The following is a 14533-nucleotide window of genomic DNA, read 5'->3' as shown; positions in this document are numbered from 1 at the left end:
GCCGGCCCGGTCCCGCGGTTCATCCGTACGTAACACGCATGACCTCTTCGTCACTGCGGCGAAACATCGAGCGGCATCGTCGGAAACGGCGCTGCGCCAATCTCATGGCGCATAACCGGCTCATCCCTTTGCTGCCGACAGGCCAACAGGCTCCGCCCCCGCACGGGCCGCACCGACGACGAGGAGACGCCGATGCCTCCAGGCATCATGACGCTCGCCGCAGACAAGATCGAACTGTCTGCCGCCAATACCGGCTTCATGCTCATCTGTTCCGCCCTGGTGATGCTCATGACGCCGGGCCTGGCCTTCTTCTACGGAGGCATGGTCCGGGTCAAGTCCACCCTGAACATGCTGATGATGAGCTTCATCAGCCTCGGGATCGTCACGATCCTCTGGGTGCTGTACGGCTTCAGCCTCGCCTTCGGCACCGACGTCGGATCGGTCATCGGCTGGTCCTCGGACTACGTCGGACTGAGCAACATCGGAGTCACCGAGCTCTGGGACGGCTACACCATCCCGGTCTACGTCTTCGCCGTCTTCCAGCTGATGTTCGCCATCCTCACCCCCGCCCTGATCAGCGGCGCCCTGGCCGACCGCGTCAAGTTCACCGCCTGGGCGCTGTTCGTCACCCTCTGGGTCACCGTCGTCTACTTCCCGGTCGCGCACTGGGTGTGGGGCTCCGGCGGCTGGCTCTTCGAGATGGGCGTCATCGACTTCGCGGGCGGCACGGCCGTCCACATCAACGCGGGCGCCGCCGCGCTCGGCGTCATCCTCGTCATCGGAAAGCGCGTCGGTTTCAAGAAGGACCCGATGCGCCCGCACAGCCTCCCGCTGGTAATGCTCGGCGCCGGGCTCCTGTGGTTCGGCTGGTTCGGCTTCAACGCCGGCTCCTGGCTGGGCAACGACGACGGCGTGGGCGCCGTCATGTTCCTCAACACACAGGTCGCCACCGCCGCCGCCATGCTCGCCTGGCTCGGCTACGAGAAGATCCGGCACGGCTCGTTCACCACCCTGGGCGCCGCCTCCGGCGCCGTCGCGGGCCTCGTCGCGATCACCCCGGCTGGCGGCTCCGTCAGCCCGCTCGGCGCGATCGCCGTCGGCGCCATCGCCGGTCTGCTGTGCGCCATGGCCGTGGGCCTGAAGTACAAGCTCGGTTACGACGACTCCCTGGACGTCATCGGCGTCCACCTCGTCGGCGGTGTCGTCGGCTCGCTCCTCGTCGGCTTCTTCGCCACCGGCGGCGTCCAGTCCGACGCCAAGGGCCTCTTCTACGGCGGCGGGCTCGACCAGCTCGGCAAGCAGGCCGTCGGTGTCTTCGCGGTACTCGCCTACTCTCTGGTCGTCTCCGCGCTCCTCGCCTTCGTCATCGACAAGGCGATGGGCATGCGGGTCCCCGAGGACGACGAGGTCTTGGGCATCGACCAGGTCGAGCACGCCGAGACCGCGTACGACTTCAGCGGAGCGGGCGGCGGTTCGGCCTCCCGCACGGCCGTATCCCCGGCGACGGGCCAGACCGACAAGGCCGGCGCCGCGCAGAACAAGAAGGTGGACGCATGAAGCTCATCACCGCGGTCGTGAAGCCGCACCGGCTCGACGAGATCAAGGAGGCTCTCCAGGCCTTCGGAGTCCAGGGACTCACGGTCACCGAGGCCAGCGGCTACGGCCGCCAGCGCGGCCACACCGAGGTCTACCGGGGCGCCGAGTACACGGTCGATCTCGTACCGAAGATCCGGATCGAGGTGCTGGTCGAGGACAGTGACGCCGAACAGCTCATCGAGGTGGTGGTCAAGGCCGCCCGTACCGGCAAGATCGGCGACGGCAAGGTGTGGAGTGTGCCGGTCGAGACGGCGGTCAGGGTACGGACCGGCGAACGCGGCCCGGACGCCCTCTGACCTGAATGTGACAACGGGAGCTGCTGGGTGACGAGCGTAGAAGTGACTACCGAACCGTCCGACGACTCGGGACCCAGCGGCTACGCGGCGGCCCGGCTGCGACTCCTCCAGGAGGAGTCGCGGTCCGGGCCGCCGCGCCGTTCCGGCCTCGCCCGGCTGACCGACGACTGGCTGGACGCACTGTTCACCACGGCCGCCGCCGAAGCGGGCGTGCGCGGCGCGGCCCTCGTCGCCGTCGGCGGATACGGCAGGGGCGAGCTGTCGCCGCGCAGCGACCTCGACCTGCTGCTCCTGCACGACGGGCGGGCGGAGAAGGGCGCTCTCGCCGCTCTCGCCGACCGGGTCTGGTACCCCGTCTGGGACCTGGGCCTCGACCTGGACCATTCCGTACGCACACCCGCCGAGGCCCGCAAGACCGCCGGCGAGGACCTCAAGGTGCACCTCGGACTCCTCGACGCCCGCCACGTCGCGGGCGACCTCGGGGTTACGGCGGGTCTGCGCACCGCCGTACTCGCCGACTGGCGCAATCTCGCCCCCAAGCGGCTGCCCGAACTCCACGAGCTGTGCCAGGAGCGGGCAGCGCGGTCGGGTGAGCTCCAGTACCTCCTCGAACCCGACCTCAAGGAGGCGCGCGGTGGCCTGCGCGACGCCACCGCCCTGCGCGCCGTCGCCGCCTCCTGGCTCGCCGACGCCCCGCGCGAGGGCCTCGACGCGGCGCGGCGTCGGCTCCTCGACGTACGCGACGCACTGCACCTGACCACCGGGCGCGCCACCGACCGCCTCGCCCTCCAGGAGCAGGACCAGGTCGCCGCCGCGCTGGGGCTGCTGGACGCGGACACACTGCTGCGGGAGGTGTACGAAGCGGCGCGCACCATCTCGTACGCCAGCGACGTCACCTGGCGCGAGGTGAACCGGGTCCTGCGCGCCCGGTCCGTCCGCCCCAGGCTGCGCGCCATGCTCGGCAGCAAGACCGCGCCCGAGCGCACCCCGCTCGCGGAGGGCGTCGTCGAGCAGGACGGCGAGGTGGTGCTCGCCCGCACCGCGCGCCCCGAGCGCGACGCGGTGCTCCCGCTGCGGGCCGCCGCCGCTGCGGCCCAGTCGGGGCTGCCGGTCTCCCTGCACGCCGTACGCCGCCTGGCTGCCGTCGCGCGGCCTCTGCAGGTGCCGTGGCCGGCCGAGGCGCGCGAGGAGCTCATCACGCTGCTGGGCGCGGGCGAGGCGACGGTGGGGGTGTGGGAGGCGCTGGAGGCCGAAGGCCTCATCACGATGCTGCTGCCGGACTGGGAGCGGGTGCGGTGCCGGCCGCAGCGCAACCCCGTGCACACCTGGACCGTCGACCGGCACCTCGTCGAGACGGCCGTACGGGCCTCCGCGCTCACCCGCCGGGTCCACCGCCCCGACCTGTTGCTGATCGCGGCCCTGCTGCACGACTTCGGGAAGGGCTGGCCCGGCGACCACTCGGTGGCCGGCGAGATCATCGCCCGCGACATCGCCGCCCGGATCGGCTTCGACCACGCGGACGTCGGCGTGATCGCCAAGCTCGTACGCCACCACCTCCTCCTCGTCGAGACCGCCACCCGCCGCGACCTGGACGACCCGGCCACCGTCCGCGCGGTCGCCGACGCGGTCGGCGCCACCGGCACCCTCGAACTCCTGCACGCCCTCACCGAGGCCGACGCGCTGGCCACCGGGCCCGCCGCCTGGTCCACCTGGCGCGCCTCACTCGTCACCGACCTGGTCAAGCGCGTCGCCGCCGTGCTCGCGGGCGAGGAACCCGCGGCCCCTGAACCCGCCGCGCCCAGCGCCGAGCAGGAACGTCTCGCCATCGAGGCGTTCCGTACCGGCGGCCCCGTGCTGTCGCTGCGCGCGCAGCCGGAGGGGCACGGGGAGGAGGCGGGGGAGGAGCCCGAGCCGCTGGGCGTCGAGCTGCTGATCGCCGTACCGGACCAGCCGGGTGTCCTGCCCGCCGTGGCCGGCGTACTGGCGATGCACCGGCTGACCGTACGCACGGCGGAACTGCGGGCCGCCGAGCTGCCGGACTGGGCGGACGGCCCGGGTGCGCGGACCGGCGTACTGCTGCTCGACTGGCGGGTCGCGGCCGAGTACGGGTCGCTGCCGCAGGCCACCCGGCTGCGGGCGGATCTCGTACGGGCCCTGGACGGCTCCCTGGACATCCCCTCGCGGCTCGCGGAGCGGGAGCGCGCGTACGAGAAGAACCCGCGCAGGCGGGGCGCCCAGGCACCGCCGCCGCGCGTCACGGTCGCCCCGGCCGGATCCCGCCTCGCGACGGTGATCGAGGTCCGCGCCCAGGACGCGCCTGGCCTGCTGCACCGCATCGGCCACGCCCTGGAGGCGGCGAAGGTACGGGTGCGCAGCGCGCACATCAGCACGTTGGGAGCGAACGCGGTCGATGCGTTCTACGTCACAGGGGCGGAGGGCGCGCCGCTGCCGGACGGTGACGCGGCGGCGGTGGCCAAGGCGCTGGAACAGGCCCTGGGGTGGACAGCGGCGTAACCTCCTGCCGCCTGCGGGTCCGAGAGGGTGTCGAAGCGCTCCCCGCAGCGGCGGGGACCAGCCCTCTCCCGTACTTAGTACGGGCGAGGGCTTTCCGCTTGGCGAGGTCCGGATACCCTGGAGGGCGATTGACCTGCCCCACCCCCGACCTTGAGGACCGACGAGCGCCGTGTTCGATACTCTTTCCGACCGCTTGGCGAGCACTTTCAAAAGTCTCCGGGGCAAGGGGCGCCTCAGCGAGGCGGACATCGATGCCACCGCCCGCGAGATCCGTATCGCGCTGCTGGAAGCGGATGTCGCGCTGCCCGTTGTTCGCGAGTTCATCAAGCAGATCAAGGAGCGCGCCGCCGGGGCCGAGGTCTCGCAGGCGCTGAATCCCGCTCAGCAGGTCATCAAGATCGTCAATGAGGAGCTTGTCGGCATCCTCGGTGGCGACACCCGCCGGCTGCGGTTCGCGAAGAACCCGCCCACCGTGATCATGCTCGCGGGTCTCCAGGGTGCCGGTAAGACGACCCTCGCCGGAAAGCTGGGCCTGTGGCTCAAGGGCCAGGGCCACTCCCCGATCCTGGTCGCCTGTGACCTCCAGCGCCCGAACGCCGTCAACCAGCTGAGCGTCGTCGCCGAGCGCGCCGGCGTCGCGGTGTTCGCGCCGGAGGCCGGAAACGGCTCCGGTGACCCGGTCAAGGTCGCCAAGGACTCGATCGAGTACGCCAAGAATAAGCTGCACGACATCGTCATCGTCGACACCGCGGGCCGCCTCGGTATCGACCAGGAGATGATGCAGCAGGCCGCGGACATCCGCGACGCCGTCAGCCCCGACGAGATCCTCTTCGTCGTCGACGCGATGATCGGCCAGGACGCGGTCAACACCGCCGAGGCCTTCCGCGACGGCGTCGGCTTCGACGGCGTCGTGCTGTCCAAGCTCGACGGTGACGCCCGTGGTGGCGCCGCGCTGTCGATCGCCAAGGTGACCGGCCGCCAGATCATGTTCGCCTCCAACGGCGAGAAGCTGGACGACTTCGACGCGTTCCACCCGGACCGCATGGCGTCCCGCATCCTCGGCATGGGCGACATGCTGTCGCTGATCGAGAAGGCCGAGCAGACCTTCAGCCAGCAAGAGGCCGAAGCGATGGCGGCCAAGCTGGCGAAGGGCCCGAAGGAGTTCACGCTCGACGACTTCCTGGCTCAGATGGAGCAGGTCAGGAAGATGGGCTCGATCTCCAAGCTGCTCGGCATGATGCCGGGCATGGGGCAGATCAAGGAGCAGATCGCCAACATCGACGAGCGCGACGTGGACCGTACCGCCGCGATCATCAAGTCGATGACCCCCGCCGAGCGTCACGACCCGACGATCATCAACGGCTCGCGCCGTGCCCGCGTCGCCAAGGGCTCGGGTGTCGACGTCAGCGCCGTGAAGAACCTCGTCGAGCGGTTCTTCGAGGCGCGCAAGATGATGTCGAAGATGGCCCAGGGCGGCGGAATGCCGGGTATGCCGGGGATTCCGGGGATGGGTGGCGGCCCCGGCCGTCAGAAGAAGCAGCAGAAGCAGGCCAAGGGCAAGCGCAAGAGCGGCAACCCCCTGAAGCGCAAGCTGGAAGAGCAGGCCGCGGCCGAGCGCCGCGAGCAGGCCGCGCAGTCGGGCGGCGCGCTGGGTCTGCCGGCCGGCCAGAACGCTCCTCAGGACTTCGAACTCCCTGACGAGTTCAAGAAGTTCATGGGCTGACACCCCGGACACGTACGCGCTGTGGGCGCCCTCTCCTTCACGGAGCGGGCGCCCACAGCGCTTGTATCGCCGGCATCAAGGGGTACGCGCGATCAAGTAGCGGAACACGTTCGACATCCAGACCGTTCCGTCCCGCCGCACATGGGGGTGCAGCGCCTCGATGAGCTCCTTTTCCACCTGCGCCGGATCCGTGGCCCGTACGGCCGCGTCGAAGAGCCCGGTCGACAGCAGGCCGCGTACGGCGCTGTCCATGTCGGCGTAACCGAACGGGCATGCGACCCGCCCCGAGCCGTCCGGTTTCAGACCGGCCCGCGAGGCCACGTCCTCCAGGTCGTCCCTGAGCGCGGGACGCCAGCCGCGTCCGCCGCCGGTGGCGCGCAGTGTCTCGGTGAGCCGGGAAGCGACCCGCAGCACCGAGGAGGTCGCGCAGCGCTCGGGCGGGCCCCATCCGGCCAGTACCACCGCGCTGCCGCGCTCGGCGAGCGGTATCGCGCTTTCGAGCGCCGCGGCGAGTGTCTCGGAGTCGCCGGCCGCACAGCCGAGCGGTTCGAAGGCGGTGATGAGGTTGTACGCCGGGGCAGTGCCGTCGCACACCTCCGCCGAATCGCCTTCGTACAGGCGCGTGGGTTCGTCCGGCGTGTTCTCGGTACTGCTCAGGCGCTCGCGGGCCAGCGCGACCCGGTCGGGATCGGCCTCGACGCCTGTCACCCGCGCGCCTCGCGCCGCGGCGATCAGCAGAGCGAGTCCCGAGCCGCAGCCGAGGCCGAGCAGCCGGGTGGCGGGGCCCACCTCGAGCCGCTCGTACGCCGCTTCGTACAGCGGGACCAGCATCCGTTCCTGAATCTCGGCCCAGTCGCGGGCGCGCGCGCCCGCGTCCGCCGGCGCTGAGGCTGCGTTCGCGTGGTGCCGGTGGTGCCGGACGAGCGTTGGTGTCATCGAAAGCGCCCCAATCCGCCGAGAGGTCAGTTACGTGTCCTGATGGACGTTCCCCCGTGTGCGTGCGCTTGTACTCCCCGTAGCCAGGGAACTCCGCATCCGTCACCAAGTCCAGGGGTTGAAAGGCAATGCTTGTGTGCCCCTGCCGTGCGCCCCCGCGCCGGAGCGGATCCACGTTCCAGAGTGCCGTCGCCCGGCCGATCCCGCCACGGGAAGGGGTAGTGGCGTGAGCGGGGTGCGCCCCAGGTACTGTCGCCGTCGGTGGCCGGCGTCCATTGGTGCGAGCGGCGCATGCCCCGGCGTGCGGTCTTTGTCTACGCGCTGGGGCGTACGCGCTGGTACGACCCGGGTTGATGCGAGCTGGGCGGGTCCTCCGCAGATCAGCGCACCCGCCCTCGTCAGGACGCATCAAGGGCAACTGACTGGTACGTGCAAATTATTTGGGATGGCCCGGAATAGGAACACCGGGGCACCCCGGCTCGTTGTCACGACGTGAGCACGACACCACCTGTTCTCGCCGCAGAGCTGGCGCAGGCGTGGACCGACATTCAGCGGTACCACCCCGAGCTGCCAGACCTAGCCGCGCCCGAATCCCTGATCGGAGAGTCGTCGTCCGCCTGTGGCGCCGAGCTCTCCTTCGAACGACTGCTGCACGAGGCAGTCCACGGCATCGCCGCCGCGCGCGGCGTCCGTGACACCTCGCGCGCCGGCCGCTACCACAACCGCAGATTCCTCGCGATCGCCGAGGAGATGGGCCTCGACCACCCCGAGGAGCCGCATCCCAGCAGTGGCTTCTCGCTGGTCTCGCTCAACCCCGAGGCGAGGCGGCGCTACCGGCCGACGATCGAGCGGCTCCAGCGCGCCCTCAAGGCGCACACGGTCGCGACCACGTCGGACACCAAGCGCTCCTTCCGCGGGCCTGCCGCCCGGCACGGCTCGTCCGGCGGCGGGGTGCGGGTCAAGGCCGTCTGTGACTGCGGGCGCAACGTCCGCGTCGTGCCCTCGGTCCTGGCCCAGGCCCCGATCGTGTGCGGGGGCTGCGGAAAGCCGTTCCGTATCCCGGAAGTGGTGGCCGCAGCGAGCTGACCGCCTTTTGCTGACTCCATATACGCCCGGTGTACGCCCGTGCGGAGCCGTGCTGGTCGGGCGCCGGTCGGGCGCCGGCCGGGTGATGTCTGTGCCACAGGCGTGTGGCACAATGGCTAGCTGTACTCGACAGCCGCACAGGAACCCTCTCGCCTCCGGCTGACGCGTCCATCGGGCACCCCGAGTACCGCAACCCCACGTGGCATCTTGTTGTGCCCAACCACGTCATAGACCAGGAGACACCACTCCAGTGGCAGTCAAGATCAAGCTGAAGCGTCTGGGCAAGATCCGTTCGCCTCACTACCGCATCGTCGTCGCCGACTCCCGTACCCGCCGTGATGGCCGGGCCATCGAGGAGATCGGCCTGTACCACCCGGTGCAGAACCCCTCGCGCATCGAGGTCAACTCGGAGCGTGCCCAGTACTGGCTGTCCGTCGGCGCCCAGCCGACCGAGCCGGTCATGGCCATCCTGAAGCTCACCGGTGACTGGCAGGCGCACAAGGGCCTCCCGGCCCCCGCGCCGCTGCTGCAGCCGGAGCCCAAGGCCGACAAGCGTGCCGCGTTCGACGCGTTCGCCAAGGGCCTCGAGGGCACCGACGAGTCCAAGGGCGAGGCGATCACCCAGAAGGCGAAGAAGGCCGACAAGAAGGCTGACGAGGCTCCTGCGGCTGAGTCCGCTGAGTCGACCGAGGCCTGAGCATGCTCGAGGAGGCTCTTGAGCACCTCGTGAAGGGCATTGTCGACAACCCCGACGATGTGCAGGTCGCCTCGCGCAACCTGCGCCGCGGACGCGTGCTCGAGGTCCGGGTTCACCCCGACGACCTCGGTAAGGTGATCGGCCGCAACGGCCGCACCGCTCGCGCTCTGCGTACGGTCGTGGGTGCCATCGGCGGCCGTGGCATCCGCGTCGACCTCGTCGACGTGGACCAGGTCCGCTGAACAAGTTGGCCGTTTTACCTAGATACGCCGGCTCGGGCCGGGAAGGGCTCGCGAGCCCTTCCCGGCCCGTAGTCGTACGACAGGAGAAACATCAAGTGCAGCTCGTAGTCGCGCGGATCGGCCGCGCCCACGGGATCAAGGGCGAGGTCACGGTAGAGGTACGTACGGACGAGCCGGAGCTGCGGCTCGGGCCCGGCGCCGTACTCGCCACCGACCCGGCCTCCGTGGGGCCGCTGACGATCGAGACCGGCCGGGTGCACAGCGGACGGCTTCTGCTGCGCTTCGCCGGCGTCAAGGACCGCACGGCCGCCGAGGCCCTGCGCAACACCCTCCTCATCGCGGAGGTCGACCCCGAGGCGACCCCGGAGGACCCCGAGGAGTTCTACGACCACCAGCTGATGGACCTCGACGTCGTCCTGACCGACGGCACCGAGATCGGCCGGATCACCGAGATCACCCACCTGCCCTCGCAGGACCTGTTCATCGTGAAGCGCCCCGACGGCAGCGAGGTGATGATCCCCTTCGTCGAGGAGATCGTCACCGAGATCGACCTGGAGGAGCAGCGCGCGGTCATCACCCCGCCGCCCGGCCTGATCGACGAGAGCCAGGCAGAGGTCGTGTCGTCGCGGGACGACGGCCAGAAGGACGACCAGGCATGAGGCTCGACGTCGTCACGATCTTCCCCGAGTACCTGGAGCCGCTGAGCGTCTCCCTCGTGGGCAAGGCTCGCGCGCGCGGGCAGCTCGGCGTACACGTGCACGACCTCAGGGACTGGACGTACGACCGCCACAACACGGTCGACGACACCCCCTACGGCGGCGGCCCCGGCATGGTCATGAAGACCGAGCCCTGGGGAGCCGCCCTCGACGACGTCCTGGCGGACGGCTACGAGAGCGGGGCGCACGGCCCGGTGCTGGTCGTGCCCACGCCCAGCGGCCGCCCCTTCACCCAGGAACTCGCCGTAGAGCTCTCCGAGCGGCCCTGGCTGGTCTTCACGCCCGCGCGTTACGAGGGCATCGACCGCCGCGTCATCGACGAGTACGCCACCCGCATGCCGGTGTACGAGGTGTCCATCGGGGACTACGTCCTGGCGGGCGGCGAGGCCGCCGTACTCGTGATCACCGAGGCCGTCGCCCGGCTGCTGCCCGGCGTCCTCGGCAACGCCGAATCGCACCGCGACGACTCCTTCGCCCCCGGCGCGATGGCCAACCTCCTCGAAGGCCCCGTCTACACCAAGCCGCCCGAGTGGCGCGAGCGCGGTATCCCGGACGTGCTGCTCAGCGGCCACCACGGGAAGATCGCCCGGTGGCGCCGGGACGAGGCGCTGCGGCGTACGACCGCCAACAGGCCGGACCTCATCGAGCGCTGCGACCCCGCCGTCTTCGACAAGAAGGACCGCGAGATGCTGAGCATCCTCGGCTGGCGGCCCGGCCCCGACGGCCGATTTGGGCGTAACCCCGAGGCCGTGGAAGAATAGGCCGCTGCTGTACGTCCGGCGTGCGCCCCTGCCACAGGGGGAACGACGCCCGCCCGACGCGGACAGCGCCCCGAAACTCTCTTATCGAATTCCGTCGATGACCTGTGGCATCGGCGAGGAAGCAGACTCACATGTCCGGCCTTCTCGACTCCGTCGACTCCGCATCGCTGCGTACCGACCTCCCCGCGTTCCGCCCGGGTGACACCGTGAACGTCCACGTTCGCGTCATCGAGGGCAACCGCTCGCGTGTGCAGCAGTTCAAGGGTGTAGTCATCCGCCGCCAGGGTGCGGGCGTCCGCGAGACCTTCACGGTCCGCAAGGTCTCCTTCGCCGTCGGCGTCGAGCGCACCTTCCCGGTGCACAGCCCGATCTTCGAGAAGATCGAGCTCATCTCCCGCGGTGACGTCCGCCGCGCGAAGCTGTACTTCCTCCGTGAGCTGCGCGGCAAGGCCGCGAAGATCAAGGAGAAGCGCGACCGCTAAGTCGCGCGTTCGGCGCCCGGGACCGGCCGGATAGGCTCACGTCCCGATGGACACCGAAGCACACGTCACGGAGCGCGACCGCTCTTCCAGCCCCGAAGGAGGGGCGGAAGAGGGGTCGCGCTCCGCGCGTTTTCTCGACGCCCCGTGGCGCGGGCCGGCTCTGCTCGGCGCCGCGTGCGTGGCTTTTCTGCTGCTCTTCAGCACCTTCGTCATGCAGCCCTTCCTCATCCCCAGTGGCTCGATGCAGCCCACCCTGGAGATCGGCGACCGGGTGCTCGTCAACAAGTTGGCGTACCGTTTCGGTTCCGTACCGCAGCGCGGTGATGTGGTCGTCTTCGACGGCACGGGGTCCTTCGTACGCGAGGCGCCCGCCGGGAATCCGGTCACCGGGCCGGTGCGGTGGGCGGCCGCGGCCGTGGGACTGGCCGAGCCCGCCGAGACCGACTACATCAAGCGCGTGGTGGGCGTGGGGGGCGACCGGGTCGTGTGCTGCGACAAGCGGGGGAGGGCCGAGGTGAACGGCCGGCCGGTGGACGAGGAGTACCTGTATCCGGGCGACGCGCCGTCGCGGGTCCCGTTCGACATCGTCGTACCGCAGGGGACGCTGTGGGTCATGGGTGACCACAGGTCGCGCTCCCGCGACTCCCGGGACCATCTGGGTGAGCCGGGCGGAGGCATGGTGCCCGTCGAGAAGGTCGTGGGGCGGGCGGACTGGATCGGCTGGCCGGCGGGCCGCTGGGGCTCGCTGCAGCGGCCGGACGCCTCTACGGACGTACGCGCGCCTGGACCGGTCGGGTCCCATGGGTAACCGGGGGCGGGCACGGGCGAGCCACCGTGCGGACACCCGGCTGCCCACGGGTACGCGGCCGACGAGCGGGCCCGCGCTGCCGGGGCGGGCGGACCGGCGCAAGCTGGCGCGGCGGGTCAAGCGGCGGCGGCGGAGGTCGGCCGTCAAAGAGATACCGATCCTGATCACAGTGGCGCTGCTGATCGCGCTCGTACTCAAGACCTTCCTGGTGCAGGCATTCGTGATCCCGTCGGGCTCGATGGAGCAGACGATCCGGATCGGGGACCGGGTGCTGGTCGACAAGTTGACACCGTGGTTCGGATCCAAGCCGGAGCGCGGTGATGTCGTGGTCTTCAAGGACCCCGGCGGCTGGCTGAAGGAAGAGAAGACCGACATCAAGGACGACCCGGTCGTCGTCAAGCAGATCAAGGACGGCCTGACCTTCATCGGGCTGCTGCCGTCCGAGGACGAACAGGACCTGATCAAGCGGGTGGTGGCGGTCGGCGGGGACACCGTCAAGTGCTGCGACAAGGACCGGCGGGTCACCGTCAACGGCGTACCGCTCGCGGAGCCGTACCTGAATCCGGGCGATCGTCCCTCCGACCTGCCGTTCGATGTGAAGGTGCCCCCCGGGCGGCTGTTCGTGATGGGGGACCACCGGTCGAACTCCGCCGATTCCCGTTTCCACCTGGACGAGCAGTTCGAGGGCACGGTCGGGGAGGAGGAGGTCGTCGGGCGGGCCGTCGTCATCGCGTGGCCGTTCAGCCACTGGCGGAAGCTGGAGGAGCCCGAGACGTACGCGAGCGTTCCTGATCCGCGCGGCGGGGCGACGTCGGCCACCGGCCCGTCGAATAGGGTGTCGTCCCAGGATCCGAACGCGATGATCCTGCTCCCGACCCCTGCGGAACTCCCGCTCGTTATGGGAGTGGTGGGCCTGCGTCAGGTTTGGCGTGGGCGGTGGAACGGAGTAAGGAGTGGATGTGGGGGATTTGGCGGTCGGCGCACGATCCGAACGCGACGAGCCCGAGGAACGACCGGAGTCACCCGCAGCCGTGAGCGATGACGTACGGGGCGAAGACCCGAGCAACAGCGACAGCAGCAGCGACAGCAGTGGTGACAGCAGTGGTGAGGGCGCGGGGCCGAAGAAGCCGCGCTCGTTCTGGAAGGAGCTGCCGCTGCTGATCGGCATCGCGCTCCTGCTGGCGCTGCTGATCAAGACCTTCCTGGTGCAGGCGTTCTCGATTCCTTCGGACTCGATGCAGAACACCTTGCAGCAGGGCGACCGGGTTCTGGTCGACAAGCTGACACCGTGGTTCGGCTCGGAGCCGGAGCGCGGCGAGGTCGTGGTGTTCCACGACCCGGGCGGCTGGCTGGAGAACACCGCGGCGCCGGACCCGAACGTCGTACAGAAGTTCCTCAGCTTCATCGGCCTGATGCCGTCCGCGGAGGAGAAGGACCTGATCAAGCGGGTCATCGCGGTCGGCGGGGACACGGTCGAGTGCAAGAAGAACGGGCCGGTCAAGGTCAACGGGAAGGCGCTCGACGAGAAGTCGTACGTCTTCCCCGGTGACACCCCGTGCAACGACGAGCCCTTCGGGCCGCTCAAGGTGCCGGACGGCCGGATCTGGGTGATGGGCGACCACCGCCAGAACTCGCTGGACTCGCGTTACCACCAGGAGCTGCCGGGTCACGGCACGGTCGCGAACGACGAGGTTGTCGGGCGCGCCATCGTGGTGGCGTGGCCGGTCAACCGCTGGTCCACGCTGCCGGTTCCGGGCACGTTCGACCAGCAGGGGCTGGGGGCCGCTGGTGTCGCCATGGCGGCGGCGCCCGGGGCGCTGGGGCTCGCGGGAGCGGTGCCGCTGGTGCTGTGGCGCAGGCGGAAGCTGACCGGCGGGCGTACCGCCGGGTAGGGTGCCGCTCGGATCAGCGATTTTCGATCTCCGAGGTGGGGAGCGCTGCGATGGGCGGAACAGGACGTACAGAAGGCGGCCGCGGCCGGCTCGGCAACGCGTTGTCCGGGCTGGCCGTGGCCGTCGGCTGTGTGCTCTTCCTCGGCGGTTTCGCCTGGGGAGCGGTGCAGTACAAGCCCTACACGGTGCCGACCGATTCGATGACGCCCTCCATCAAGGCGGGGGACCGGGTGCTCGCGCAGCGAATAGACGGCGGCGAGGTGCGGCGCGGAGACGTGGTGATCTTCACCGACTCCGTGTGGGGCGATCTGCCGATGGTCAAGCGCGTGGTCGGGATCGGCGGCGACAAGGTCGCCTGCTGCGGCAAGGACGGCCGGCTGACGCTGAACGGCAAGCCCCTCGACGAGCCGTACCTGGCGGGCGGGGAGCCTGCGTCGACCACTCCCTTCACCTCCGAGGTACCCGAGGGCCATCTCTTCCTGCTGGGTGACGAGCGGCGTACGTCGGTGGACTCCCGGGGGCACATCGAGGACGCCGCGAAGGGAACGGTCCCGGTGGGCAAGGTGGACGCGCGCGTCGATGCCGTTGCCTGGCCGTGGGGCGGGATTCTCGGCAGGCCGGACTCTTTTGAGGCGCTGCCCGGCGGGGTTTCGGAGCCCGGACCGGTCGCTCTGGTGCTGGCGGCTGTGGCCGCCGGTGTGGTGCTGATCTTCGGTGGGGCGGCGTACGGACCTGTCGCGAAGCGGGTCGGGCGGCGGAAGGCGGGTACCGGTGGACGGTGAGG

At 70.2% G+C, this 14533-nt stretch carries 15 protein-coding genes; 14 read left to right on the top strand and 1 reads right to left on the bottom strand.

Annotated features, from left to right (window positions below):
• The first annotated feature begins 192 nt into the window (after window positions 1-192).
• The 4 genes from ABZX79_RS18505 (at window position 193) to ffh (ending at window position 6129) form a co-directional block, all read left to right on the top strand.
• A complete protein-coding gene (locus ABZX79_RS18505) occupies window positions 193-1557 on the top strand; it encodes an ammonium transporter (RefSeq protein WP_355258202.1) in 1365 nt (454 codons plus the stop codon).
• The gene (locus ABZX79_RS18500) at window positions 1554-1892 is read left to right on the top strand and encodes a P-II family nitrogen regulator (protein ID WP_136723172.1); all 339 of its coding nucleotides are present in this window, start codon (window positions 1554-1556) and stop codon (window positions 1890-1892) included. The genes ABZX79_RS18505 and ABZX79_RS18500 overlap by 4 nt, the downstream gene beginning before the upstream one ends.
• A 27-nt stretch (window positions 1893-1919) precedes the next feature.
• The gene (locus tag ABZX79_RS18495; protein ID WP_355258198.1) at window positions 1920-4406 is read left to right on the top strand and encodes a [protein-PII] uridylyltransferase; all 2487 of its coding nucleotides are present in this window, start codon (window positions 1920-1922) and stop codon (window positions 4404-4406) included.
• Between the two features lie 169 nt (window positions 4407-4575).
• A complete protein-coding gene (gene ffh / locus ABZX79_RS18490) occupies window positions 4576-6129 on the top strand; it encodes a signal recognition particle protein (RefSeq protein WP_355258196.1) in 1554 nt (517 codons plus the stop codon).
• A gap of 75 nt (window positions 6130-6204) precedes the next feature.
• Here ffh and ABZX79_RS18485 read toward each other — a convergent pair whose 3' ends face one another.
• Window positions 6205-7065 carry a methyltransferase domain-containing protein gene (locus ABZX79_RS18485; protein ID WP_355258193.1) on the bottom strand — a complete coding sequence of 287 codons (861 nt, stop codon included), beginning with the start codon at window positions 7063-7065 and terminating at the stop codon, window positions 6205-6207.
• A gap of 492 nt (window positions 7066-7557) precedes the next feature.
• Here ABZX79_RS18485 and ABZX79_RS18480 point away from each other — a divergent pair, with 492 nt between their 5' ends.
• The 10 genes from ABZX79_RS18480 (at window position 7558) to lepB (ABZX79_RS18435) (ending at window position 14531) form a co-directional block, all read left to right on the top strand.
• On the top strand, window positions 7558-8151 hold the full coding sequence (locus tag ABZX79_RS18480) for a hypothetical protein (protein WP_355258190.1): 594 nt from the start codon (window positions 7558-7560) through the stop codon (window positions 8149-8151).
• Window positions 8152-8401: 250 nt separating this feature from the next.
• Window positions 8402-8848, top strand: coding sequence for a 30S ribosomal protein S16 (gene rpsP, locus ABZX79_RS18475; RefSeq protein ID WP_214975088.1), 447 nt, complete (start codon window positions 8402-8404; stop codon window positions 8846-8848).
• A gap of 2 nt (window positions 8849-8850) precedes the next feature.
• A complete protein-coding gene (locus ABZX79_RS18470) occupies window positions 8851-9090 on the top strand; it encodes an RNA-binding protein (RefSeq protein ID WP_005311361.1) in 240 nt (79 codons plus the stop codon).
• Window positions 9091-9185: 95 nt separating this feature from the next.
• A complete protein-coding gene (gene rimM / locus ABZX79_RS18465) occupies window positions 9186-9749 on the top strand; it encodes a ribosome maturation factor RimM (protein ID WP_355258187.1) in 564 nt (187 codons plus the stop codon).
• Window positions 9746-10567 (top strand): tRNA (guanosine(37)-N1)-methyltransferase TrmD, encoded by an 822-nt coding sequence (trmD, locus tag ABZX79_RS18460; protein WP_355258184.1) that lies wholly within the window; start codon window positions 9746-9748, stop codon window positions 10565-10567. Before rimM ends, trmD begins: the two co-directional genes overlap by 4 nt.
• A gap of 131 nt (window positions 10568-10698) precedes the next feature.
• A complete protein-coding gene (gene rplS / locus ABZX79_RS18455) occupies window positions 10699-11049 on the top strand; it encodes a 50S ribosomal protein L19 (RefSeq protein ID WP_214975097.1) in 351 nt (116 codons plus the stop codon).
• A gap of 46 nt (window positions 11050-11095) precedes the next feature.
• Window positions 11096-11857, top strand: a complete 762-nt coding sequence (lepB, locus tag ABZX79_RS18450; protein ID WP_355258180.1) for a signal peptidase I — start codon at window positions 11096-11098, stop codon at window positions 11855-11857.
• Window positions 11850-12899, top strand: a complete 1050-nt coding sequence (gene lepB / locus ABZX79_RS18445; RefSeq protein WP_355258177.1) for a signal peptidase I — start codon at window positions 11850-11852, stop codon at window positions 12897-12899. The genes lepB (ABZX79_RS18450) and lepB (ABZX79_RS18445) overlap by 8 nt, the downstream gene beginning before the upstream one ends.
• The gene (lepB, locus tag ABZX79_RS18440; protein WP_355258296.1) at window positions 12826-13749 is read left to right on the top strand and encodes a signal peptidase I; all 924 of its coding nucleotides are present in this window, start codon (window positions 12826-12828) and stop codon (window positions 13747-13749) included. The genes lepB (ABZX79_RS18445) and lepB (ABZX79_RS18440) overlap by 74 nt, the downstream gene beginning before the upstream one ends.
• Window positions 13750-13799: 50 nt before the next feature.
• Entirely contained in the window at window positions 13800-14531 is a 732-nt protein-coding gene (lepB, locus tag ABZX79_RS18435; protein WP_355258174.1) for a signal peptidase I, read from the top strand.
• Window positions 14532-14533 lie beyond the last annotated feature (2 nt).

Source organism: Streptomyces sp. NPDC002994, from assembly GCF_040611155.1.
Taxonomy (GTDB): domain Bacteria; phylum Actinomycetota; class Actinomycetes; order Streptomycetales; family Streptomycetaceae; genus Streptomyces.
This window is presented reverse-complemented; position numbering and strand designations above follow the sequence as displayed.